General features: G+C 35.6%; 34 protein-coding genes and 1 tRNA gene. 18 read left to right on the forward strand and 17 right to left on the reverse strand.

Features of this window, described 5'->3' with window-relative positions:
• Window positions 1–4: 4 nt before the first annotated feature.
• Together GX497_12805 and GX497_12810 are read right to left on the reverse strand one after the other, a co-directional pair.
• A complete protein-coding gene (locus tag GX497_12805; protein ID HHY74073.1) occupies window positions 5–274 on the reverse strand; it encodes a helix-turn-helix transcriptional regulator in 270 nt (89 codons plus the stop codon).
• A gap of 123 nt (window positions 275–397) precedes the next feature.
• Window positions 398–673 carry a group-specific protein gene (locus GX497_12810; GenBank protein ID HHY74074.1) on the reverse strand — a complete coding sequence of 92 codons (276 nt, stop codon included), beginning with the start codon at window positions 671–673 and terminating at the stop codon, window positions 398–400.
• A gap of 501 nt (window positions 674–1,174) precedes the next feature.
• Here GX497_12810 and GX497_12815 point away from each other — a divergent pair.
• Window positions 1,175–1,543: a hypothetical protein gene (locus tag GX497_12815; protein HHY74075.1), complete on the forward strand. Its 369-nt coding sequence runs from the start codon at window positions 1,175–1,177 to the stop codon at window positions 1,541–1,543.
• Here GX497_12815 and GX497_12820 read toward each other — a convergent pair.
• Window positions 1,540–1,782: a hypothetical protein gene (locus GX497_12820; GenBank protein HHY74076.1), complete on the reverse strand. Its 243-nt coding sequence runs from the start codon at window positions 1,780–1,782 to the stop codon at window positions 1,540–1,542. The genes GX497_12815 and GX497_12820 overlap by 4 nt on opposite strands.
• Before the next feature lie 69 nt (window positions 1,783–1,851).
• Between GX497_12820 and GX497_12825 the strand changes: the two genes are divergently transcribed.
• Window positions 1,852–2,091, forward strand: a complete 240-nt coding sequence (locus GX497_12825) for a hypothetical protein (GenBank protein ID HHY74077.1) — start codon at window positions 1,852–1,854, stop codon at window positions 2,089–2,091.
• A 7-nt stretch (window positions 2,092–2,098) separates the two neighbouring features.
• Here GX497_12825 and GX497_12830 read toward each other — a convergent pair whose 3' ends face one another.
• Both GX497_12830 and GX497_12835 read right to left on the reverse strand, forming a co-directional pair.
• Window positions 2,099–2,290 (reverse strand): hypothetical protein, encoded by a 192-nt coding sequence (locus tag GX497_12830; GenBank protein ID HHY74078.1) that lies wholly within the window; start codon window positions 2,288–2,290, stop codon window positions 2,099–2,101.
• A 12-nt stretch (window positions 2,291–2,302) separates the two neighbouring features.
• On the reverse strand, window positions 2,303–2,554 hold the full coding sequence (locus GX497_12835; protein ID HHY74079.1) for a helix-turn-helix transcriptional regulator: 252 nt from the start codon (window positions 2,552–2,554) through the stop codon (window positions 2,303–2,305).
• Between the two features lie 151 nt (window positions 2,555–2,705).
• On the opposite strand from GX497_12835, the gene GX497_12840 reads away from it, so the two are divergent.
• The 10 genes from GX497_12840 to GX497_12885 all read left to right on the forward strand — a co-directional run bounded on the left by GX497_12840 (window position 2,706) and on the right by GX497_12885 (window position 7,846).
• The gene (locus GX497_12840) at window positions 2,706–3,161 is read left to right on the forward strand and encodes a helix-turn-helix transcriptional regulator (GenBank protein ID HHY74080.1); all 456 of its coding nucleotides are present in this window, start codon (window positions 2,706–2,708) and stop codon (window positions 3,159–3,161) included.
• A 12-nt stretch (window positions 3,162–3,173) separates the two neighbouring features.
• Window positions 3,174–3,635, forward strand: coding sequence for an ImmA/IrrE family metallo-endopeptidase (locus GX497_12845; protein HHY74081.1), 462 nt, complete (start codon window positions 3,174–3,176; stop codon window positions 3,633–3,635).
• Window positions 3,622–4,581: a tetratricopeptide repeat protein gene (locus tag GX497_12850; protein ID HHY74082.1), complete on the forward strand. Its 960-nt coding sequence runs from the start codon at window positions 3,622–3,624 to the stop codon at window positions 4,579–4,581. Before GX497_12845 ends, GX497_12850 begins: the two co-directional genes overlap by 14 nt.
• Before the next feature lie 81 nt (window positions 4,582–4,662).
• On the forward strand, window positions 4,663–4,884 hold the full coding sequence (locus GX497_12855; GenBank protein ID HHY74083.1) for a hypothetical protein: 222 nt from the start codon (window positions 4,663–4,665) through the stop codon (window positions 4,882–4,884).
• A 19-nt stretch (window positions 4,885–4,903) separates the two neighbouring features.
• Complete coding sequence (locus GX497_12860) at window positions 4,904–5,347, forward strand: helix-turn-helix transcriptional regulator (protein HHY74084.1); 444 nt, start codon at window positions 4,904–4,906, stop codon at window positions 5,345–5,347.
• A 3-nt stretch (window positions 5,348–5,350) separates the two neighbouring features.
• On the forward strand, window positions 5,351–6,178 hold the full coding sequence (locus tag GX497_12865) for a hypothetical protein (protein HHY74085.1): 828 nt from the start codon (window positions 5,351–5,353) through the stop codon (window positions 6,176–6,178).
• Window positions 6,179–6,235: 57 nt separating this feature from the next.
• Window positions 6,236–6,520, forward strand: a complete 285-nt coding sequence (locus GX497_12870; protein HHY74086.1) for a hypothetical protein — start codon at window positions 6,236–6,238, stop codon at window positions 6,518–6,520.
• Between the two features lie 96 nt (window positions 6,521–6,616).
• Window positions 6,617–6,892 carry a hypothetical protein gene (locus tag GX497_12875; GenBank protein ID HHY74087.1) on the forward strand — a complete coding sequence of 92 codons (276 nt, stop codon included), beginning with the start codon at window positions 6,617–6,619 and terminating at the stop codon, window positions 6,890–6,892.
• 112 nt (window positions 6,893–7,004) lie between these two features.
• Window positions 7,005–7,442, forward strand: coding sequence for a DUF4231 domain-containing protein (locus GX497_12880; protein HHY74088.1), 438 nt, complete (start codon window positions 7,005–7,007; stop codon window positions 7,440–7,442).
• Between the two features lie 2 nt (window positions 7,443–7,444).
• On the forward strand, window positions 7,445–7,846 hold the full coding sequence (locus GX497_12885) for a TIR domain-containing protein (GenBank protein ID HHY74089.1): 402 nt from the start codon (window positions 7,445–7,447) through the stop codon (window positions 7,844–7,846).
• Between the two features lie 2 nt (window positions 7,847–7,848).
• On the opposite strand, the gene GX497_12890 is transcribed toward GX497_12885, so the two are convergent.
• On the reverse strand, window positions 7,849–8,073 hold the full coding sequence (locus GX497_12890) for a hypothetical protein (protein ID HHY74090.1): 225 nt from the start codon (window positions 8,071–8,073) through the stop codon (window positions 7,849–7,851).
• Between the two features lie 65 nt (window positions 8,074–8,138).
• Between GX497_12890 and GX497_12895 the strand changes: the two genes are divergently transcribed.
• The 5 genes from GX497_12895 to GX497_12915 all read left to right on the forward strand — a co-directional run bounded on the left by GX497_12895 (window position 8,139) and on the right by GX497_12915 (window position 11,424).
• A complete protein-coding gene (locus GX497_12895; GenBank protein HHY74091.1) occupies window positions 8,139–8,420 on the forward strand; it encodes a hypothetical protein in 282 nt (93 codons plus the stop codon).
• 35 nt (window positions 8,421–8,455) lie between these two features.
• Window positions 8,456–8,872 (forward strand): ImmA/IrrE family metallo-endopeptidase, encoded by a 417-nt coding sequence (locus GX497_12900; GenBank protein ID HHY74092.1) that lies wholly within the window; start codon window positions 8,456–8,458, stop codon window positions 8,870–8,872.
• A 40-nt stretch (window positions 8,873–8,912) separates the two neighbouring features.
• Window positions 8,913–9,398 carry a hypothetical protein gene (locus GX497_12905; GenBank protein HHY74093.1) on the forward strand — a complete coding sequence of 162 codons (486 nt, stop codon included), beginning with the start codon at window positions 8,913–8,915 and terminating at the stop codon, window positions 9,396–9,398.
• Between the two features lie 23 nt (window positions 9,399–9,421).
• Complete coding sequence (locus GX497_12910; protein ID HHY74094.1) at window positions 9,422–10,198, forward strand: DUF1829 domain-containing protein; 777 nt, start codon at window positions 9,422–9,424, stop codon at window positions 10,196–10,198.
• Between the two features lie 74 nt (window positions 10,199–10,272).
• Window positions 10,273–11,424 carry a site-specific integrase gene (locus tag GX497_12915; protein HHY74095.1) on the forward strand — a complete coding sequence of 384 codons (1,152 nt, stop codon included), beginning with the start codon at window positions 10,273–10,275 and terminating at the stop codon, window positions 11,422–11,424.
• A gap of 89 nt (window positions 11,425–11,513) precedes the next feature.
• Here the strand turns inward: GX497_12915 and GX497_12920 are convergent.
• Window positions 11,514–11,585, reverse strand: a tRNA-Arg gene (locus tag GX497_12920).
• Between the two features lie 248 nt (window positions 11,586–11,833).
• Here GX497_12920 and clpP point away from each other — a divergent pair.
• Window positions 11,834–12,433 (forward strand): ATP-dependent Clp endopeptidase proteolytic subunit ClpP, encoded by a 600-nt coding sequence (gene clpP / locus GX497_12925; protein HHY74096.1) that lies wholly within the window; start codon window positions 11,834–11,836, stop codon window positions 12,431–12,433.
• A gap of 99 nt (window positions 12,434–12,532) precedes the next feature.
• Here clpP and GX497_12930 read toward each other — a convergent pair whose 3' ends face one another.
• From GX497_12930 to hisA, 10 genes are all read right to left on the reverse strand, one after another.
• Window positions 12,533–12,793: an HPr family phosphocarrier protein gene (locus GX497_12930; protein ID HHY74097.1), complete on the reverse strand. Its 261-nt coding sequence runs from the start codon at window positions 12,791–12,793 to the stop codon at window positions 12,533–12,535.
• Window positions 12,794–12,860: 67 nt separating this feature from the next.
• Complete coding sequence (gene whiA, locus GX497_12935; GenBank protein ID HHY74098.1) at window positions 12,861–13,802, reverse strand: DNA-binding protein WhiA; 942 nt, start codon at window positions 13,800–13,802, stop codon at window positions 12,861–12,863.
• Between the two features lie 16 nt (window positions 13,803–13,818).
• Entirely contained in the window at window positions 13,819–14,772 is a 954-nt protein-coding gene (locus tag GX497_12940) for a YvcK family protein (protein HHY74099.1), read from the reverse strand.
• Between the two features lie 6 nt (window positions 14,773–14,778).
• Window positions 14,779–15,666, reverse strand: coding sequence for an RNase adapter RapZ (rapZ, locus tag GX497_12945; protein HHY74100.1), 888 nt, complete (start codon window positions 15,664–15,666; stop codon window positions 14,779–14,781).
• 12 nt (window positions 15,667–15,678) lie between these two features.
• Window positions 15,679–16,137, reverse strand: a complete 459-nt coding sequence (locus tag GX497_12950; GenBank protein ID HHY74101.1) for an 8-oxo-dGTP diphosphatase — start codon at window positions 16,135–16,137, stop codon at window positions 15,679–15,681.
• Window positions 16,138–16,425: 288 nt separating this feature from the next.
• Window positions 16,426–17,370: a thioredoxin-disulfide reductase gene (gene trxB / locus GX497_12955; GenBank protein ID HHY74102.1), complete on the reverse strand. Its 945-nt coding sequence runs from the start codon at window positions 17,368–17,370 to the stop codon at window positions 16,426–16,428.
• 214 nt (window positions 17,371–17,584) lie between these two features.
• Window positions 17,585–19,102, reverse strand: a complete 1,518-nt coding sequence (locus tag GX497_12960; GenBank protein ID HHY74103.1) for a hypothetical protein — start codon at window positions 19,100–19,102, stop codon at window positions 17,585–17,587.
• Window positions 19,103–19,198: 96 nt separating this feature from the next.
• Window positions 19,199–19,846 carry a bifunctional phosphoribosyl-AMP cyclohydrolase/phosphoribosyl-ATP diphosphatase HisIE gene (locus tag GX497_12965; GenBank protein HHY74104.1) on the reverse strand — a complete coding sequence of 216 codons (648 nt, stop codon included), beginning with the start codon at window positions 19,844–19,846 and terminating at the stop codon, window positions 19,199–19,201.
• A complete protein-coding gene (gene hisF / locus GX497_12970) occupies window positions 19,843–20,601 on the reverse strand; it encodes an imidazole glycerol phosphate synthase subunit HisF (protein HHY74105.1) in 759 nt (252 codons plus the stop codon). The genes GX497_12965 and hisF overlap by 4 nt, the downstream gene beginning before the upstream one ends.
• Complete coding sequence (hisA, locus tag GX497_12975; GenBank protein HHY74106.1) at window positions 20,601–21,332, reverse strand: 1-(5-phosphoribosyl)-5-[(5-phosphoribosylamino)methylideneamino]imidazole-4-carboxamide isomerase; 732 nt, start codon at window positions 21,330–21,332, stop codon at window positions 20,601–20,603. Before hisA ends, hisF begins: the two co-directional genes overlap by 1 nt.
• Between the last annotated feature and the right edge of the window lies 1 nt (window position 21,333).

The following is a 21,333-nucleotide window of genomic DNA, read 5'->3' on the forward strand; positions in this document are numbered from 1 at the left end:
CTTTTCATATAAATATGTAGCTGATAAAGCCTCCCAGTAGTGTTGTTAAAGTTTGAATAACTGTAGTAACATCAACACCGCATAAGACTGCTGCCAAAACCTCAGGCGCTTGTGTCGCTTGGAACCACCTGATAGCATCTGATATTTTTAATTCCATCTTGTCATTTTCAACTTTCGATATTGTTGAGCGCGGCATGAACATTATTTCTGCTAACGCTTCTTGACTCAATCCCGATAGCTTTCGTGACTTTTTAAAAATTTGCCCCAACTGCATAGTCACCACCTCCTCTCTATGTTCTAAATCAGAACATGTTCAAGCGTTGAACAGAATCTATGAATACATAGTTTTAAAATAAATAGTAGAAGGAAGATGATTTAGTAGATTTTTCGCGACACCCTATCTATAGTTTTGCGGTTGTTCACTCAACCACTGTAATAAAAATTTTTCTGTTTGCTTGGCTGGAAACAACCATTTTCTACCGACTCTAAATTTTTGAAACCGTTGGTCAAAGAAAAATTTTTCTTTTATAAAAGGCTCACTCATGCAAGTTTGGCGACACAATTCCTTCATATCCCAGAACACTGTGCGATTTGCTATTTCATCAAGATGTTTTTGCAACTCTTCATGGAATTGTTGTTCAATCTGGCGTTCATCGATTTTTACACTTAGCAACTAGATCACCTCCTGAGCTACTAATTTGAATGATTTACCACTTTCTTGTAGAAACATGTCATTGAAGAACTAATACTTCGGCGAGTGTACGTTCTTCAATTTACAAGGAAGGTGGTGAAATCAATGTCCAAAAGTGATAAATAATTAGCTGTTGAATTAACGGTCACGTTGCTAAATCATTGGTCAAATGATAAGTACACCAATACCGGTAGGCTTGCTAAGGCAGCAACCGCTAATGATGTGGCAGCTATTACAAAAAGTTTTTACGAAATTCTAAAAAAATTAGACGAATAGCCTATTATCTAACTCCGAGTGAAGAAGTTTAATAGCTTTGGCGAGCTCTTCTTCACTCCAACCCTCTTTTTCAGCAAGGGAAACAATTTTTTGAGCGATTTCGACAGTCCTTTTAATTTTCATCACGACTCACTCCTTTCAGGCTGTTGTTTTGATACAGGATTCACGCTCCGATTGTCGAATTAAGACAGGTAAGGGGGTGAAAACATGAATGATAAGTTTACATTAGTAACTACTATTTCTGGTAAAACCTATAAATTTAGAGTAGAGCCAACAGCGAATATGCTGATTGATTTGCCGAACAAAATAATTATTGGTGTAGTTAGTTCTATTTCTCGAATTGATTGCTATTTACCTGATAAAAATGACATTTATCATTATGCTGGTGACTTAGGTTTTCAAAATGATAAAGGATTGTACTCTATTAATTTTCACAGTAGAGCTATAGCTGGATTAAGTTTTAACCGCTCCACAGTTCCAATACCTAGAAAAAGCAATAGCCTTTGTGATGTAAAGATTGACCTAGAAATTGATAAGTCGTCTGAATGGTTCAAATCACTTACAAAAGATTTTTAATTTTCGTTTGAAATCTTTTCGACTGTTTCAATAAAAGATTCAATCATCTCAGCATCTGAAATATCTTGTTCAGTAACACTGTTAGTAAGTTCTCTGACATACTTTTCAACTGTTTCTAAAATTGCAAACAACTTTGAAACAACAGAACTGTTATCACAAGTCGCCGCTGCCAAGGCGACTTGGTCCTTAAGATATGCAACACGTTTTTCAAGTTCAGCTATTTTACGTTCGTTCACCATGTTTCACTCCTTTCAGGCTGTTTCTGGTTTGTTTAGCTCCACCCCCACTATTGAAAGGAGGTGAAATAAATGAAAAAGGTTTATGCCAATCTTCTCGGTGAATGGGTTAATCTTTCTGAAGATGATAATTGTGTGATGGGACCTCATAAAACTTCCCCTTTTATTTGGTGGGAAGAAAATGCTGAGATTTATAGCCCATTAAGAAAAAGGAAACCAGACACCATGTATGAGTTAGATTACGTTTGGATTTATTACAAAGGTAAGGAATATCGAATTAACCCTATCTTCATCCAGATTGTTGTGGATTGAATCAACCCTAGGAATCGCTATATTTTCGAAGATTAAATTCAAGTTCAAGATTTCTTTTTAGTTCAGATAAGTCGTCAAGCTCCACCTTGGCGGCTTTAGAACTAAAAATCATGTCTACCTGATGTTTAATCCTTGACCATTCATATTGCTTTAGACCAACAAGTTGCTCAGTAAGAATTGCAATTTTTTCTTGATTCATTTACACCATCCTTTAGGCTGTTTCGGGTTTGTTCAACACATTTTTACCGCTCATATCGTGCGTTTTGTGTTCAAAAAAAATTTCTTGAACAGTAGCTTTGTAATACTCGGCTAGTCTCATCTTAATTTCATCACGTGGTATTCTCTGTCCGTTTTCGTACATTTGTAGTGCGCTAATACTTATTTTAACGGCGTTAGCAACTTCTTCTCTTGGTATATCACCACGTAACTTTAATAGTTTTTTTCCTATACGCTTTTTATTCATTTTCACCACCCCTTCCGCACATATCGTGCTCTATTGTCTTTATAATACACCGCACGATATGTGTTGTCAACACATTTTGTGCGTTTTGTTTAAAAATAACACGAAGCGTGTTACTATAGTTTTAATAAATGTTTTATTTAGGAGAATTATTATGGATACACTCGGGGAACGCCTTAGATATTTAAGAAAAGAAAAAGCAAAATTATCTCAAGAAAAGTTAGGGAAATTGTTTGGCCTAAGTGAAAGCGCCATTGGTATGTATGAAAGAAATGAAAGAAAGCCCGATTACGAAACTTTAAATAAATTTGCAGACTTTTTTGGTGTTACGACTGACTATTTACAAGGAAGAACAGATACACCTTCTCAAACAACAAAAAACGAACTGCCAGAGCTGACAGCAAAGGATGAGCGTGATATTAAGAAAAAACTGCAAGAAATGATAGATAATTTAAATGGTAAAGATGGGTATGCAGCTTATGATGGTAAAACTTTAGACGATCTTGATGAGGAAGATCGCGAACTATTAATCGCTTCATTAGAAAACTCATTGAGAATTGCTAAAAGGATTGCTAAAGAAAAATTCACACCTAAAAGATATAAAAAATAGGGGCTAATTCGTATGGGGACTATTAAACAAAGAGTAGTTGCACTCATAAAGAAACATGGTACAAACTGCCCTTTTAAAATTGCTAAAGGGCTAGGAATACAAATTCACTATGAAAACCTTGGCTCAACACTCGGTTATTACAGCAAACATTTCCGCATCCCCATCATACACATCAACGAATCTGCAGCGGAACATGAACAAAAATTCATATGTGCTCACGAACTCGGTCATGCCATCTTAGATCCCGACACAAACACATCATTTTTAAAAGTACATACTTTTTTCTCAACTGACAAAAAAGAACGTGAAGCTAACACCTTTGCCGTTGAGTTATTGATCCCAGATGAAGTTCTATATGAATATGAAAACACGAATCTATCAATTTATGAAACTTGTGAAATATACGGAGTGTCAAAAGAAATGGCTACATTAAAATGTTTCTCAAAAAAGGGAGATAGATATGGGTATTTTTGATTTTTTGTTTAAGTCAAAACAAAAGAATGCTCACCCAGAACCAAAGTCACCTCAAGAAGAAATAGAAGTTAGTGAATGGGATAACGAGTACTATCATATTTCGTTAAATGAGTATGATTACAGAGGAAAAGCCTTTTATTCACCTAACAAAAAATTCATTGCCTCTGGAAACAAAAACAGAGTAGTCTTTGTAGATGTAGAAAATAAAACTGTATTATTTGATTACGATATTTTTAAAAATGTAGATTTTACTTCTATTAGAGTAACTGACCATCCTTTTATATTAGTTAGAGATATAATAAGTATTGGTGATAATCTCACCAACGATTTTTATATTTTAAATAAACGTTCGGATATTGTTTTTAGAAGTAACGTAAATGCTCATATTTACTGTATGGGTATTTCAAGTGATGGAAAATATGCTTGTATTCAAACTTGTAATGAATGTGAAATTATAGTCTATGACATAGAGCTCCAAAAAATATTTCATAAGTGGATACCAACTATAAATGGATTAACGTCTGAAATCAATGTTGACCCTTTTAATATGATTATTACTTTATCTCAATACGGCGAAAACTTTGATTATACTTTTAAAGGTGATTTTTTAGACCAACAAAAATGGTATGAATATAGAAAAAACTGTTCCATTCCGACATTACGATTAAATGTAGCTTATGAAATAATTGATGCATTATTTAAAACACCTAAAAACGAACAACTCCTTAGTGATTATCAAGAAGCTTTATCTATCATCGACTCTGCTTTAGAAATAGGAGTTTATGATAAAGATAGGGCGTTTGCATACAGAAAAATCGGGGAAGTCTATGATAAAGTTGTGGACTACAAAAATGCATTAGAGAATTATAAGAAGGCAATCTCTCTAAATGAAAAAGTTGGAGTAAAAAGAAGAATAAATACTTTAGAAAAAATTATTAATTCTTAAAAACATGATGTGAATTGGAAAGGTCAAAGTGACGAAGCGTAGGTTTTAAAAGTAAATTATATTAAAGGGAGACAAAAACGAATGGTAATCTTTGATTTTTTATTTAAAAGATCAAAGCAAGTTCACCATGATACTGCATCTGTAGATAAAAATGAGGATTACTCATGGCTTTGGACTGATTACGAACGCACTAAGCAATACTTTTTAAATAAAGAGCACCAATATAAAGATGATGATCCGTATCAACTTCATTTTACCTATAATAAATTAATTAAATTATATGACCGTTATACTATAAACTAGTAGCAAAGGGGCATTCCCTATGATAGGAGAAAGACTTAAAAAATTACGTGGAAAAATGTCGCAAGAAGAAGTTGCAACTAAAATCGGTATCTCAAGGGCACGATTATCACATTATGAAACCGGTAGAAGTGAACTTGATACTGAAATATTAAAGAAGTTAGCAGATTTTTATAATGTCTCTACGGATTACTTACTCACTGGAAAAGATACGAGTGAATTCGTAAAAACTCATAGTATTGATAATCGTTCAACAGATAAAGACGAAAAAGACATCGCCAAGCGCCTAGAGCAAATCAGAAACGACATAGAGCATTCTGATGGATTAGCCTTTGACGGCGAGCCGCTATCTGACGAAGCAAAAGAGTCAGTCATGGAAGCGATGGAATATATCGTGAGAACGACGAAGAAAATCAACAAGAAGTATACGCCCAAAAAACATAGAGAGGATAACCTGGAGGAATAGTAAATGGGAATTTGGAGTAAAGTAACCAGTTTTTTTAAATCTAAGAAATCAGTTAATAAACAAAGCCCAAACAACGACTTATTACCGACCGCAGGAACATTCCAACAGCAAGTAGAACACGATGACCAAAAAGCAGTTGATAACCAAAACACAAATAACAACTTATTACCAACCGGAAGAACATTTCAACAGCAAATAGAACATGATTATCAGAATGCGGTTGAGTATTATAAAAATTCACCTAATCCAAAGTTCCATCGTTCTTCTAAAGAGGAAAATTTAGCATTTAATTTTTCTAGCAGGTACTCTGGAATTATAGGCACACTTGAAGCCAATGTCTACCATGAATCGAATAAAGTATTTGGTATTTGGACAATTGACGATAGAATCGAACAATGTAAAAAGGCGATCGCCGCCTACGAAAAACTACAGAAGTTTTGCCTTTCCAAAGGAAAAGGTGGACAAATTCACTTTGAAGATATGTGGGAGCATTGTCACAACAGCAATAATCCAAATTTCAGATATATTGAACAAGTCGAGGAAGAACTAGACTACTTAACTAACAATTATCATGAGGCAACGGAAAAGTTACAAATAGAAAAATTAAAATATGAAAAAAAGGAACGAATTAAAATATTTAAGAAAACAGCAGATAAAGTTCTGATTGATTTAATTACAGAAAATAACGGAATTCTTCAAAAAGACCTTTATAAACAATTCGATAATGAATACAAGACAACAATAAATAGTACATTAAAAAAACTACATGAATCTGGAATAATTATTAGGGTTAAGGAAGGAAATACTTATAAATTACTCCTGAATAGATAGATATACACCGAAAAAGTATAAAGAGGATGATACCGAATGAATAACGAATTAAAGGCGATGCTTGAATCAGTAATAAATGATGCATTGAAGCCAATTAATGAAGAATTAAAAATGATTAAATCGCAATTAGAGGAAAACACTGGCATAACTAAGGCTATCCGTGATCGTCAGGAAGAAACAGATGCAAAACTAGAAGCGCTAACAATGGATGTCCATAAACTTCACGGTGAGCTAACTTCACTAAAAGAGGGACAAGAACGACAGGATAAAATACTTGAATCACTCTCTATGCGTTCCTTAGAGCAAGAAACAGACATCCGTGAGCTAAAGCGCATTAAATAGACAGCCAAGAATTAAAAACCATCGAATATATCGTAAGAACGACGAAGAAAATCAATAAAAAGTATGCGCCAAAAAAATATAGAAGGATGAAAATTGATGAATGAACAAATATTACAACAAATACTAAACCAAATGACAGCTATGCAGGAAGAATTTAAAGGGATTAAAAATGAAATGAAAACTCGCTTTGACCATCTGGATAGTGAAGTTTTCGAGATAAAAGAAGCTGTACACCGTATAGAACTTAGCCAGCCTGAAGACATACTTTCATTAATGGAGCAGATCCGCAACAAATTAGAGGATAAAACGGAAGTATTAAATAAGCGAGTATATAACGTTGAAACAGAAGTTCAACGATTAAGTCGGCAATAGTAAACTACATTGTGAGAACAACAAAGAAAATTAACAAGAAGTATGCGCCGAAGAAGTATAGAGAAGATAACCAAGACGGGGAATCCGATAGGTGAAATAGAGGTGCAGGCATATGAAAATAGAACAATACCTCAATGAACGCCTTGATGACCAAATTAACTGGTATGATAAAAAAAGCATTTGGCATCAAAAAATATACAAGCGGTTAAAAATAACACAAATCATTTTATCTGCTGCTATTCCGTTTTTAGCTGGATACATTGATAGTATTAAATGGTTGGCAATAATAGCTGGCTCAATGGGAGTAATTATTACATGCATCGAGGGAGTATTATCTCTTGGAAAACATCATGAGAATTGGATTGAATATCGTAGCATTTGCGAAACACTGAGACATGAAAAGTATATGTATCTAACTAAAACTGGTATTTATAGAAATGAAGACTCGTTCGGTAACTTAGTAGAAAGAATCGAAACAATTATATCTAAAGAAAACGTAAATTGGGCAAGTATGAATTATGGGGATAACAAAGAAAACGGAGGAGATTAATCATGGCTAAGAAAATATTTGTTAGTTACCATTCAGCAGCGGAAGATACAAGGTATAAAAATTTGTTAGTAGCATGGTCTGAACATGACAATGGTTTTTTCGATATTAAATTCAATGATACTTCCGTTGGTGTATCAATAAATTCAAACAATGCTACTTATATTAAAAGTGTAATAAAAGGGAAAATTTCAGAGAGTTCAGTTTTTCTTTGTCTAATTGGTAAAGATACGCATAAAAGCGATTGGGTACAATGGGAAATAGAGAAAGCTGTTGAATTAGGTAAAAAAATTGTTGCTGTAAAGATTGATAGTTCCTATACTTCGCCTGATAACATTTATGGAATCGGTGCAATTTGGGCAATGAGCTTTACCTATGAAGCGATAAAGAAAGCTCTAAATGACTAATTTTATTCTATTGGTGAATAAGTAGCTTCAAAAATATCTGGCTTCACAGGATATTGTTCACCTTTTATACCGGTAACAATCCAATCACCAGGAGAAGCTGTCATTAAGCCTTCAAGCGTTTCTATTTTTGTTTCGGTAAAAACTTGATAAGCTTCAATAATAACAGGATTTTTGATGAATTTCTTACGTTTATACACTATCACCACCACCTCAAACAAATTATACATTAAACAAGATTGGTATGCATCTGATAAAATAGTTCACTTAAATTTAATTGAAAGGACGAAAATGAATGAATAATGAATTAAAAGAAATGTTGCAATCTGTACTAAAAGAGGCATTAGGTCCAATTAATGAAGATTTAAAGGAAATTAAAAATGATGTTCGTTCTTTAGACAGTAAAATAGATACACTATCCGAAAAAATAGATGCTCACCAAGTCGCAAATATAAATTCGGATACCATTTTGCTAACTGAAATCCGCTCCATCCGCGAAGGTGTTGTATTCGTAAATAGGAAGGTGGCAGATGCTGAATTAGAACTTAATATGATGAAACAAGGCAACAAACAATAGCGCTAGTAATTCTATTCAAAAGGAAACTGAATCGTATGAGCTGGATCAATGAAATTGTACAAGACCTAATAGAAAAGTATAGAACTAACAATCCTTTTGAACTAGCTGACTATTTGAATGTTCATGTAGTTTTCTGGGATCTTCATGAAGAAGTCAACGGATTTTATAAGTATGACAGAAGAAACAAGTACATTATTATCAACAACAACCTAGATGAAACCTCACAAAAATTCACATGCGCCCATGAACTTGGGCATGCGAAACTACATCCTAGAACAAACACCCCATTTTTAAGGAAGAATACCTTTTTTTCTACTGGCAAAATCGAACGAGAAGCGAATGAGTTTGCTACTTATCTCCTTCTCTATGATAAAAATTTAGAAGATTATGAAACTAGGTTTGATGTTTTAAAAGAATGCGGCGTTCCGTATGAGATGGAGAGGTTTTTGTAAGCATTAATTTATAGATTCTTATTTAAGCGAGGTGAAATCCTTGGACATTAACACCATAAATGAATTAATAAATTGTCTAAAAAGAATAATTAATAATTCCTCTGTGATAGATATCCCAAAAAGTGGGACTTCAGATAAGTTAGAACTCAAAAGTAACTCGTTCTACTTCTTTGTTGATATAAACAGAAAAGGCAGAAAGAAGCCACAATGTACATTCCAACTAAGAGAACAGCAACACAAGGATAAACCATTGCTTAGATTAGATATTATAGGCCCGCCACACCCAAACCCACCAGGTGATTATCCTTTAGCTGGGGAAGTAATAAAATGCCCGCATTTACATATTGCACATCATGAATATGGGGATAGTATAGCCTATCCTTTAGATCATGACTTTGCTAAAATGTACTTGACGAAGGAAGAATTAAATGAAATTACTATTTTATTAAGGAAATTTTTAGAACGCTGTAATGTTGGGAATATTAATGAATATACGTATAATTATCAATCAGAATTATTGAATTAATCATAAGTAGGAGGTGCATATCAATGATAGATCAATTAAAAATGCTATATAATGAATGGAATCAAAAAAAGATTGAATTTGAGGATTTTAGTTCGTTTATTGAAATAACTACTCCTTTCGTTGATATGCATCATGATTATATTCAATTATTTTTAACAAAAGAGAATAATACTTTTATAATATCTGACGATGGGCACATACTTAATGAACTTGAAATGTTAGGAATTGACGTTAAAAAAACTCAAAAAAGAAAAGAGTTTTTGTATATTTGTCTAAAGACATTCGGAGTAAAAATAGACCATGCTACGAATGAACTATTTGTATCTTTCGAAAACTTAATTGAATACCCGGAATGGCAGCATCGCTTAATTCAATGTCTTTTAAGGATTTCAGATATGCTATTAACATCAAGGAACACTGTCATTAGCATATTTACAGAAGAAATCGAGAATTTCTTCTTAGATAAAGGTGTCCTATTTAATGAAGGTCCAAGTTATACTGGGTTGTCTGGAAAGACTCAACATTTTGATTTTTCTCTACCAAGATCAAAAACAAGAAATGAAAAGCTAATAAGAGCAATTAACGTACCTTCCGCAGACAGTTATGTTAGTCCGTTATTTGCATGGATGGACATTAAGGACGTCAGAAAAAATTCGGAATTTATCGTTATTGCTAATGACACGAAAAAACGATTAACAAAAAGTTTTTTAGAGCCTTTTCATAATTACTCAGTTGACGTTTTCAAATGGTCAGAGAAGGAAGAGTGGGTTGAAAATTTAAAAACAGTTAGCAACTCCTAAGAGTAAATAGCCATTTTATGTGGCTATTTATATTACACTTTTACAGAACATACATTCTTGAAGGAGTGATTTTATTGGCTAGTTTCAGAAAACGTGGTAGCACATGGCAATATAGAGTGTCATATGTAGATAAACGTACAGGAGATAAAAAGGAAGCTGTAGCAAGTGGATTTAAATCGAAACCTGAAGCAAAGTTGGCAGCTGCCGAAATGGAACGAAAAATTAAAAAAGGATTTGATCCTGGCTCATCTGAACAAAACTTATCAGAGTATATTGAATGGTGGTTTGAAACCTATAAAAAAGGAACTGTTGAATATAATACAGAAAAAAACATTAGAACACACATCCGTATGATATCTGACAGAATTGGTTATATGCCACTTAAAGAGATCGCGAGGCCGAACTATCAAAAATTCATTAATGATTTGGCTAAAGATTATTCAAAAAGTACAATTCAGCGAATGAATTCGACTATTAGTGAAGCTTTCAATGAGGCTATTGACTTAGACTTAATGTACAAGAATCCTGCTTCAAGAGTAAGTTATCCAAAAACAGCAAAACAATCAAAGCGAAAACAAAAGTTCCTTGAATTAGATGATTATGTTATCTTAATTAAACACGCAAAAGAAGACTGGTTAAATGATTATCCACAGTATCTGTTTATTACACACACTCTAATGGCCACAGGTGCCCGTATAGGAGAGATTTGTGCTTTAACGATAGATGACATTAACATAGAGAAAAAGACCTTAAAAATCGATAAAACATTCGTCAGAGAGCAAAAACAATATTCAGTTAAACCGACAACAAAAACTGGCGAAAGCGGTGAAAGAATCATTTCTATAGATGACCATACAATCGACCGTTTAAGTGAATGGCTTAAAATTAGAGCTGAGATTGTTATGAAATTTAAAAAGCGTCCAAATTTTTTATTTATTAATTCAATGGGCGAACATATAAAAATGGCTAATTACGGAAGTGCCCTTGAAACTTTATGCCGCAGACATAAATTAATGCACACATCACCTCATATGTTTAGACATACTCACGAAACAATTTTATGGGAATCAAACGTCTCAGACATTAATTACATTGGAGCCCGTCTTGGTGATACCGATAAATCAATTTTATTAAATACGTATGGACATATGTCGAAGCGATCTGAACAGCTAAACAATGAAAAAGTAAATAATTTTATGCGTAACTGGTTAGAGAACATTCAGTAAAAAAATAAGGCTTTTTTCGAAGAAGTCGGACAAAAGTCGGACATTTATCCATTAAAGCTTCGAAAAAGCCTTATATATCAATACTTTAGCGCCCTCGGAGGGAATCGAACCCCCAGTACAAGAACCGGAATCTTGTGTGTTATCCATTACACCACGAGGGCAAACATGACGAATTTTATTATAAGGAAGATTTCACTATTTTGCAAGGGGTCAAGAGCAATAACTGGCTTCGAATATACTCGAAGGTATAAAATAATAACGGTGTTCATAAAATGGTTTAAATTCAAGCAATTTAGGCTATCATGAAAAAGTCGAAATAATGCAATACATCTCGTTTGACCTTCATTGACCATGCATGTATAGTTAAATTTAGAAGCTAATCAAAGATAGAGGAGGATTTTTTATGAATATGCATTTAATTCCTACGGTTATCGAGCAAACGAATCGTGGAGAAAGAGCTTATGATATTTATTCACGACTATTAAAGGACAGAATTATTATGTTAGGAACTGCTATTGATGACACCGTTGCGAACTCAATCGTGGCCCAGCTTTTATTCCTAACAGCAGAAGATCAAGACAAAGACATTTCAATATACATAAATAGCCCAGGTGGGTCGATTACGGCGGGTATGGCTATTTATGATACAATGCAGTTCATTAAACCTGATGTTTCAACAATTTGTATTGGTATGGCTGCATCAATGGGCGCATTTCTCCTTAATGCCGGTACAAAAGGCAAACGCTTTGCCTTGCCAAATAGTGAAATTATGATTCACCAGCCACTAGGCGGTACGCAAGGACAGGCAACTGATATCGAAATTCATGCAAAACGAATTATTAGAATGCGCGAAAAATTAAATGCGATTATGGCAGAAAGAACTGGTCAACCGATTGAAATCATCAACCGTGACACAGAAAGAGATAATTTCATGGATGCTGAGCAAGCACGTGAATACGGCTTAATTGATAAAGTCATTACAAAAAGCTCTGACGAAGAGAAAAAATAAAGAACACTAAAAAGCTGACTCAAAAGAGGGAGTGAGAGCCCCTCCTGAGTCAGCTCTTTTATAGCAAAAAAGCTTTAATATAATTTTTGTAATCCAATATTAATGATGATCTTTTTCTATAAATCCAGCAAGTTTTGCGATAGCCTCTTTTTCATCATGACCATCTGCAATCAGCTTGATGTCTGCGCCAGATTCTACTGCTAAACTCATAAGACCCATTATGCTTTTCGCATTCACTTTCTTTCCTTCCTTTTCTAAAAAAACATCAGAAGAAAAGCGATTGGCTTCTTGAACAAATAATGCTGCTGGACGAGCTTGCAGGCCCGTCTTTAGCTTTACAGTAACCGTCTTTTCTATCAAAATTTTCTCCTCCTTGTTTATACACAACCCCATTTTATTTTCATTGTAACAAAGTGAACTAATAAATTTAAATGGTTTCACCTATTCGTAACTTTTCAGCAATTTCATCTATCTTTCGTAAGCGATGGTTAATGCCAGATTTACTAATCTGTCCACTTGATACCATTTCTCCTAATTCTTTAAGGGTAACATCCTGATACGTAACTCTTAATTCAGCAATTTCACGAAGTTTATCAGGAAGCACATCAAGTCCAACCGTTTCTTGAATATAACGAATATTTTCCACTTGCCTTATTGCAGCTCCAATTGTTTTATTCAAGTTTGCCGTTTCACAATTAACTAGGCGATTAACGGAATTGCGCATATCGCGGACAATTCGGACATCCTCAAAATGTAGTAACGCCTGGTGGGCTCCAATAATATTGAGGAGCTCACTGATTTTTTCCCCTTCTTTTATATAAGCAATATAACCTTTCTTTCGCTCTAATGTTTTAGCATTTAAGCTAAATGAATTCATTAATTCACATAGTGAACGATTATGTTCTTCATATAATGAAAAGATTTCTAGATGGTAAGAAGATGTTTCTGGATTATTGACTGACCCACCCGCTAAAAAGGCTCCTCGTAAATAAGAGCGTTTACAACATTTTTTTTGTGAAAATTCATTCGATATTGATCGGATAAACTGGAAATTTTCACCGAGTATCCCGAGCTGCTCTAGAATCTCTTTTGCTTGCTGAACCAATCTAACAATATAAACATTATTTTTTTTCAGCCTCATTTTCTTTCGAACTAATAGTTCAACAGAAATATTATACTCCCTTTTTATCAAAGTGTATATTCTTCTTGCTATAGCTGCATTTTCTGTTTGGACATCGACAATAATTTTACGATTCATAAAAGACATCGATCCATTCATGCGGATAAGTGCGGAAAGCTCTGCTTTTGCGCAACATTTTTTTATATCAAGTGTTGTTAATTCTTTTTTAGTCTCAGAAGCAAAAGACAAATTCTCACACCCCCTTCTACAATAATGAATATATGACGCTTGCTATCTTTTCAGTATCATGGCGAATCACACCATTTTGAATCTGCAATAAATCTTTATTAATGATTTCGAGCCCAAATGTTTGCAACTTTTCCAAATCATATTCAACAGGCTGAGCATTTTCTAAGCGGTATCTTTGCAAAATTTCAGTAGGAATTGGTGTGTCATTGACGATAATACTGTCCAAAAATGCACATTTTAAATGGTCATACATTGCCTTGACATGGTCACTAGCTGAAAAATCATTCGTTTCACCAGCTTGTGTCATGACATTGCACACATAAATTTTCCTTGCTTTGGAACGGCAGAGCTCTAGGCCGATTTTTTTTACAAGTAAATTAGGTAAAATACTTGTATATAAGCTGCCAGGTCCAATAATAATCATATCTGCATTGTTTATTTCGGCCAAAGTTTCAGGGAGCGGGTCAACATCTTGTGGTGATAGGAAAACACGCTTTATTTTTTTATTTGCATCAGGAATTTTCGATTCGCCTGTTACAACGGTCCCATCTTCCAATTCAGCATGCAGAATAATGCCACGATTAGCTGCAGGCAAGACCTTCCCTTTGACATTGAGAACCTTACTCATTTCACGGATACCGCTTACAAAGTCACCAGTAATGCTCGTCATGGCAGCAAGCAATAAATTGCCTAAGGCATGCCCTGATAATCCATTCCCATTCCTGAAGCGATGTTGAAACAAGCTTTCTATCAATGGTTCAACCTCTGACAAAGCCGCGAGTACATTGCGTACATCACCGGGGGGCGGTATTTGTAAATCATCACGAAGCCTTCCGGAGCTCCCCCCATCATCTGCCACTGTAACAATCGCAGTGATATCGATTGGATAGCGCTTTAGACCACGAAGAAGGACCGGCAACCCTGTTCCCCCACCAATCACTACAACCTTGGGCAATTTTCTCCATTCCATGTATAGTTACCTTTTTCCCTTCCGTTTTTCAATATCTCGGTGACTGCGATTAATAATATAATCCTTTTCAAAATGCTTTCCAATATATTCAGCAAGTGTTACAGAACGATGCTGCCCACCTGTACAGCCAATGGCAATGACGAGTTGACTTTTCCCTTCCCGCTTATAATGCGGAAGCATAAAGGCTAATAAATCAATTAGTTTTTCAAGAAATTTGTGTGTTTCTGGCTGTTTTAACACATAAGAGGAGACCTCTTCGTCAAGACCTGTTTTTGGTCGAAGCGAATCAATATAATGGGGATTTGGTAAAAAACGCACATCAAAAACTAAATCGGCATCAATTGGTAGCCCATACTTAAAACCAAATGAAATAACATTTACACTAAAGATTTGTTGCTTTTCTTTTGCAAATCCGCTAATAATTTTTTCACGAAGCATCCTTGGCGTCAGCTCAGAAGTATCAATGATCTGCTGTGCCCGACCCTTCAATTCATCAAGAATTTCTCTTTCATATTTAATCCCTTCTAACGGCAAGCCACTTTTTGCTAACGGATGTGACCGTCTTGTTTCTTTATAGCGGCTTACCAACACTTGATCACTTGCATCTAAAAATAGAATTTGTGGTGTAATCCAGTTCAATTCGCTCATACTGTCAATGGCATCAACTAATGTGTCAAAAAATCCTCGCCCACGCAAATCCATTACTAAGGCAATCTTATTCATTTTGTTGCCGGACTCTTTGACCAATTCCATAAATTTCGGTATTAATGTTGGAGGTAGGTTATCGACACAAAAGAAACCAAGATCCTCAAAGCTTTGGACAGCAACCGTTTTGCCTGCTCCACTCATCCCAGTTATAATGACCATTTGAACTTCTTGATTAGCTGTACTCATGTATATATCTCCTTAAGAGTGATCTAAACGATATGAAATCAATTCATGTTTTGCTGTATATGTAAAGGTACCGTAAACTGTTCCATTGCCATTCATGCAATGCTCAAGAATATAATAATCACCGGGTGCCATTGGTAACTGTAACACCTCGTCAATTGCATGCCATTTTATCTTTCCTTCTCTTGATTCGTCAAGGTTAACCCCATCATATTGGTCAGCAACGAACGTAAACATCATCCACTCTGATATAACCTTGTCGTCTTCTTTAATATTTATTGTAAAAATCCCTTTAATCATCGGATTTTTTAACGTGATACCTGTCTCTTCAAGATATTCACGAATGACAGATTCTTTTACGGATTCACCCAATTCCATCTTACCACCAGGCGCAACCCACCAGCCGCGTCTTGGCTTTTGAAGAAGGAGAATTTTGTTACCATTTCGTAAAACACAGTTCGTTATTCGCTGCAAAATTTTCACCTCTTTTTCCGGTGGTTTCCCTAAATATAATTATACTATTATTACGAAGAGGTAACAATTTTCTTCATTTTTACAATAAAAAAGAGAGGCTGTCTTATAAAAGTTAGATAGCGCGCATCTCAATGTAATTGATTTGCAAGATTGCGTAGATACCTAACTTTATGAAGACAGCCCCTTTCTATATATATGTGTAAGGGGGCTTTATTATCATTTATCATACCCGATAATTGTTTCATATATATTACAGTTTTATTAAGCGGTTGTTAAAATTTTGAAATTTTATGCTTTTATTTTTTCATTTAGTTCTTCAATATAATGTTGTGCGCTTTGAGCGGCAATACTACCATCACCTGTTGCCGTAACAATTTGACGAAGCATTTTTTCTCTAATATCACCAGCAGCAAAAATTCCTGGCACTTTTGTTTCCATCAATTCATTTGTTTCAATATAACCATTTTCGTTTGTAATCCCGATATTTTTGAAAGGCTCACTTAGCGGTACGAGACCTACATAAATAAACAGTCCGTCTGTTTTAAAGTTGCGTTGTTCGCCGGTCTTTACATCTTCAATTGTGATGCTCGAAACCTTGCCATCTGTCCCATTTATTTCTTTTGGTATATGGTTCCAAATGAAATCCATTTTTTCGTTATCAAAGGCACGTTTTTGCAGGATCTTTTGGGCGCGCAATTCATCACGACGATGAATTAATGTTACCTTTGAAGCAAAGCGTGTTAAATATATACCTTCTTCAACGGCTGAGTCTCCCCCACCAATCACTACTAATTCTTTTCCTTTAAAAAACGCTCCATCACAAACAGCACAGTAAGAAACACCGCGGCCACTTAGTTCCTTTTCACCAGGGATATTTAAGCTTTTATGCTGTGCACCTGTTGCAATAATAACTGTTTTTGCTTTATATTGTTTATTTCCACAGTCAACAATTTTATATAAATCTTCATTTATAATTTGTTTAATTTCCCCATAGGCATATTCTGCACCAAATTTTTTAGCGTGTTCAAACATTTTTGTCGATAATTCAGGACCTAAGATTGATTCATACCCGGGGTAATTTTCAACATCTTCGGTGTTTGCCATTTGTCCACCTGGCATCCCACGTTCAATCATTAATGTTGATAAGTTTGCTCTAGACGTATAAACAGCTGCAGTCATTCCTGCCGGTCCTGCTCCTGCAATGACGACATCCCAAATTTTTTCCTCACTCATGTTCTTACACTCCTTTGCATATTTACGTAGTTAGATTAGGTTGAGGTGTTCAAGAGTTTTTCTCAGATACCCTATACCCTATCACCTATATTATATAGTGTACCTAAATCCCACGTTTCCGTCTATTAAAAAGCTCAGGAGCTTAGCGCATGCTTTTGCACCAACTGCCTCTAGTTTACGCTCGCACCATCGGATGAAAGGATTTACACGGCAATTAAACAAGTTCTGTTACATAATGAATATATTTTCTTAAAGTAGAAGAAGAAATTGTATATTTCTCAGCGATTTCCTTCTGAGTGATATGATAATCCTCCGCTTTTAGACAGCAATATTCAATCGCAGCAGACCAAGCATGACTATTTTTCAAGCTAATTGGTAAATGAAGCGCATTTATTAGTATTCTAAACCATAACATATAAAATTTATGTTCTAGCTCCTGCGATGATGTACATTGCTCCGAAAGAGCCTCAATGACATGTAAACCTTCCGTTAAGCGCAAGTGAATCTTCCCGCTTTTATCCGCTAGCTTATTCAACATTAAATTTGTAAAGTCTTTAATAATGTCAGATTCATGATTAGTCATGACAATCAAGTTTACTTCCTCTAACAACTTAATATTTCCTGATTCCCTTAATAAAAACAAAATTAATAACTTCTTTTCCTCGCTATCTGTTTCCTTAAACTGTTGAATCAATGACTGATAAATCGTATTTCCTTTATGTTCGTGGGATTGAACCTTTAACCATGGCTCAGCACCTTTTTTCTCGGGGTTGAACTTAATTACTTTCTGCCACATTTCTACGGCTAATTGCTTTCTGTCCGTATAGTAGGCAGAGACGCTAAGCCAATAATAAAATGCGCCATCCCCCTCATAACCAAACTTTTGTAACCAACGCAACCATTTGAAAGAATTTTCGTATTGTCCTAATAAAGCAAAGGTGATACCAAGCTTTGAACGATGGTCCATATCGATCGGGTAAACAACTTGTAATTGTTTAACAATATGGGCAACTTCCTTTTCACGGCCAAGATAATGATAATAAACAGCTAAATTGCATAAGGCATGAAGATTTCCTTCATTTTTCTTTAATACATCTTGGACAATTTTTATTGCTTTACTTACGTTGCCAAGATAAAAATGGGCAAGCGATAAGTTGTTATGGGCAGACCAAAATTCAGGATACTCCTTGACAAGCTTTTGCAGCATAATGCTCGCCTCTTTTAGCTTTCCATTCTCAAGTAGTTCCCTTGCTGTTTCCTGCTTAACGATTAGCTCATCTTCGTGACTATAAAGGCCTTCAAACTCACTTGTTTCAATACTTAAAAGTTCAAGTAAATCCTCTATATCTTCATTAAATTCACCATCTGGGGCAAAATTAAGATATTGTTTCGCATACTTTTTCGCTTCTTGAAATAAACCTAAATATGCACAATTATTAGCCAAAAACGAATAACATTCGTACATTTCAGGCTCTAGCTTTTCAACGATTTCCAGTAATATTGTATTGGAAGCATCGAATTCACCTAATTCAGCCAAAACAACGGCAAGCTGACACAAAAATACCGGTTCTTTTGAATCAAATTGAATAGCTCTTTCGAAATATTTTTTTGCTTTATAAAGCTCACGACGGCGATAATATTTAATACCTTTATTGAAAAAATACTCTCCATCTTGGGCAAACTGCACAATTTGCCCGATAGCGTGGTTCGTATGATATTTACGTGTTTCCATAAAACCTCCATAAAACGGCGAAGTAAAAGTTAACCGAGATTAGTATAACATACTTCGCCATTTGGTGCTTAAAGGATTTGACACATGTATTCTTCATTATGCTTCTTTTTTTATACCATGTCTTTCTACAAGCACCTTCAATACATCATCTAGTGGAAGTTTTTGTTCTCTTAACAAGACAAGCAAATGATAGATTAAATCGGCTACTTCCCATTTCAGTTCTTCTGGGTCACGGTTTTTCGCAGCAATAACGACTTCTGTAGCCTCTTCTCCAACCTTTTTTAGTATCTTATCAACGCCTTTTTCAAATAAGTACGTTGTATAAGCCCCTTCCGGCATTTCCGCTTCGCGCTCAGCAATTGTTTTTTCAAGCTCATTAATGATAGCAAAACGGTCAGATCCCGCTTGCGCTCCAGCTGCATCAGCAGCAACTAAAGAACCGCCAAAGCAGCTGTATGCACCTGTATGACATGCAGGACCTGCTGGAACGACTAAGACTACTAACGCATCCTGATCACAATCATATTTTATATCAATAATTTTTTGCGTATTGCCTGAAGTTTCGCCTTTATGCCATAGCTCCGCGCGAGAGCGACTCCAAAACCATGTTTCTCTCGTTTCCAGCGATTTTCGTAGCGATTCCTCATTCATATAGGCAAGAGTCAGCACTTCTTTCGAGACTGCATCTTGAACAATGGCTGGAATTAAACCTTTTTCATCAAATTTGACTTGTGAAACGTTCATCGAACATTCACTCCTTTTTTACGAAGATAATCTTTAACTTCTTTCACTGATGTTTCTTTATAATGAAAAATCGACGCTGCCAATGCTGCATCAGCTTTTCCTTCGACAAACGCATCAACAAAGTGATCGGCATTACCCGCACCTCCAGAGGCGATAACAGGAACAGATACAGCCTCACTGACCGCTTTTGTTAACTTGATATCAAAGCCTGATTTCTCTCCATCTTTATCCATACTTGTTAAGAGAATTTCACCGGCACCACGTTCAACTACTTCTTTTGCCCATGCGATTACTTCATACTCCGTCGCATTGCGGCCGCCATGTGTATAGACCCGCCATGAGCCTAACTCTTCGTCATACTTTGCATCGATAGCAATAACGATACATTGTGAGCCGAAAAATTTCGCACCCTCTGATATTAATTCCGGATTCTTAACAGCAGCCGTGTTTAACGAAACTTTATCAGCACCCGCACGTAAAATTCGCTTCATATCCTCTAGAGTGTTAATGCCTCCGCCAACTGTAAATGGAATCGCAAGCTTAGCCGCAACACGTTCAACAACATCAACCATCGTTTCACGGCCTTCATGGGAAGCAGAAATATCTAAAAATACAAGCTCATCTGCACCTTCTTTATCGTAAAACTCGGCCAACTCAACCGGATTACCGGCATCACGAAGCTCAACGAATTGGACACCTTTGACAACTCGTCCTTCTTTTACATCCAGACAAGGAATAATTCGCTTTGTAACCATTAACGATTCACCTCACTTAACGCTTCTTTTACTGTAAACTGTTTTGTATAAAGGGCCTTTCCAACAATCGCACCTGCAACGCCACTAGCTTCATATTCTTTTAGATTCACTAAATCTTGAAGCTTGCTAACACCACCTGAAGCAATCACTTCTTTGCCAGTTGCCTTCGCCATTTCAACAATCGCATTTATATTTGGACCTGAAAGCATGCCATCTGTGGCAATATCAGTAAAAATAAACACTTCTGCACCAGCTTCAGCTAGTTTTTTTCCTAGCTCAGTTGCCTTTACATTCGATGTATTTAGCCAGCCTTCTGTTGCCACATAGCCATCTTTTGCATCGATGCCGATAGCAATTTTTTCACCGTATTTCGCAAGCATTGCTTTAACAAAAGCAGGGTCAGATATCGCGGCGCTACCAAGAATGACGCGGCTCACCCCATTTTCTAAATAAAAAGCAACATCCTCTTCTGTGCGGATGCCGCCGCCAATTTGCACTTTCATATTTAATTTGCTCGCAACTTCAAGCACATGCTCATGATTGACACGCTGGCCCGCTTTTGCACCATCTAGATCAACCATATGAATCCACTCTGCCCCTTCATCGGCAAAAAGCTTTGCCATTGCAAAAGGCGAATCCCCATAAACCGTTTCTTTATTATAATCTCCTTGAAGCAAACGCACACATTTGCCTCCGCGCATATCAATTGCCGGGTAAATGGTAAATGTCATA

The sequence above is a fragment of the Bacillus sp. (in: firmicutes) genome (assembly GCA_012842745.1).
GTDB lineage: Bacteria > Bacillota > Bacilli > Bacillales > Bacillaceae_J > Schinkia.

Excerpts from the sequence above, each read along its gene's own strand:
- GX497_12805 (HHY74073.1), bottom strand. The coding sequence starts at position 274 with ATGCAGTTGGGGCAAATTTTTAAAAAGTCACGAAAGCTATCGGGATTG.
- GX497_12815 (HHY74075.1), top strand. The coding sequence starts at position 1,175 with ATGAATGATAAGTTTACATTAGTAACTACTATTTCTGGTAAAACCTAT.
- GX497_12820 (HHY74076.1), bottom strand. The coding sequence starts at position 1,782 with ATGGTGAACGAACGTAAAATAGCTGAACTTGAAAAACGTGTTGCATAT.
- GX497_12825 (HHY74077.1), top strand. The coding sequence starts at position 1,852 with ATGAAAAAGGTTTATGCCAATCTTCTCGGTGAATGGGTTAATCTTTCT.
- GX497_12830 (HHY74078.1), bottom strand. The coding sequence starts at position 2,290 with ATGAATCAAGAAAAAATTGCAATTCTTACTGAGCAACTTGTTGGTCTA.
- GX497_12835 (HHY74079.1), bottom strand. The coding sequence starts at position 2,554 with ATGAATAAAAAGCGTATAGGAAAAAAACTATTAAAGTTACGTGGTGAT.
- GX497_12840 (HHY74080.1), top strand. The coding sequence starts at position 2,706 with ATGGATACACTCGGGGAACGCCTTAGATATTTAAGAAAAGAAAAAGCA.
- GX497_12845 (HHY74081.1), top strand. The coding sequence starts at position 3,174 with ATGGGGACTATTAAACAAAGAGTAGTTGCACTCATAAAGAAACATGGT.
- GX497_12850 (HHY74082.1), top strand. The coding sequence starts at position 3,622 with ATGGGTATTTTTGATTTTTTGTTTAAGTCAAAACAAAAGAATGCTCAC.
- GX497_12855 (HHY74083.1), top strand. The coding sequence starts at position 4,663 with ATGGTAATCTTTGATTTTTTATTTAAAAGATCAAAGCAAGTTCACCAT.
- GX497_12860 (HHY74084.1), top strand. The coding sequence starts at position 4,904 with ATGATAGGAGAAAGACTTAAAAAATTACGTGGAAAAATGTCGCAAGAA.
- GX497_12865 (HHY74085.1), top strand. The coding sequence starts at position 5,351 with ATGGGAATTTGGAGTAAAGTAACCAGTTTTTTTAAATCTAAGAAATCA.
- GX497_12870 (HHY74086.1), top strand. The coding sequence starts at position 6,236 with ATGCTTGAATCAGTAATAAATGATGCATTGAAGCCAATTAATGAAGAA.
- GX497_12875 (HHY74087.1), top strand. The coding sequence starts at position 6,617 with ATGAATGAACAAATATTACAACAAATACTAAACCAAATGACAGCTATG.
- GX497_12880 (HHY74088.1), top strand. The coding sequence starts at position 7,005 with ATGAAAATAGAACAATACCTCAATGAACGCCTTGATGACCAAATTAAC.
- GX497_12885 (HHY74089.1), top strand. The coding sequence starts at position 7,445 with ATGGCTAAGAAAATATTTGTTAGTTACCATTCAGCAGCGGAAGATACA.
- GX497_12890 (HHY74090.1), bottom strand. The coding sequence starts at position 8,073 with ATGTATAATTTGTTTGAGGTGGTGGTGATAGTGTATAAACGTAAGAAA.
- GX497_12895 (HHY74091.1), top strand. The coding sequence starts at position 8,139 with ATGAATAATGAATTAAAAGAAATGTTGCAATCTGTACTAAAAGAGGCA.
- GX497_12900 (HHY74092.1), top strand. The coding sequence starts at position 8,456 with ATGAGCTGGATCAATGAAATTGTACAAGACCTAATAGAAAAGTATAGA.
- GX497_12910 (HHY74094.1), top strand. The coding sequence starts at position 9,422 with ATGATAGATCAATTAAAAATGCTATATAATGAATGGAATCAAAAAAAG.
- clpP (HHY74096.1), top strand. The coding sequence starts at position 11,834 with ATGCATTTAATTCCTACGGTTATCGAGCAAACGAATCGTGGAGAAAGA.
- GX497_12940 (HHY74099.1), bottom strand. The coding sequence starts at position 14,772 with ATGGAATGGAGAAAATTGCCCAAGGTTGTAGTGATTGGTGGGGGAACA.
- rapZ (HHY74100.1), bottom strand. The coding sequence starts at position 15,666 with ATGAGTACAGCTAATCAAGAAGTTCAAATGGTCATTATAACTGGGATG.
- trxB (HHY74102.1), bottom strand. The coding sequence starts at position 17,370 with ATGAGTGAGGAAAAAATTTGGGATGTCGTCATTGCAGGAGCAGGACCG.
- GX497_12960 (HHY74103.1), bottom strand. The coding sequence starts at position 19,102 with ATGGAAACACGTAAATATCATACGAACCACGCTATCGGGCAAATTGTG.
- GX497_12965 (HHY74104.1), bottom strand. The coding sequence starts at position 19,846 with ATGAACGTTTCACAAGTCAAATTTGATGAAAAAGGTTTAATTCCAGCC.
- hisF (HHY74105.1), bottom strand. The coding sequence starts at position 20,601 with ATGGTTACAAAGCGAATTATTCCTTGTCTGGATGTAAAAGAAGGACGA.
- hisA (HHY74106.1), bottom strand. The coding sequence starts at position 21,332 with ATGACATTTACCATTTACCCGGCAATTGATATGCGCGGAGGCAAATGT.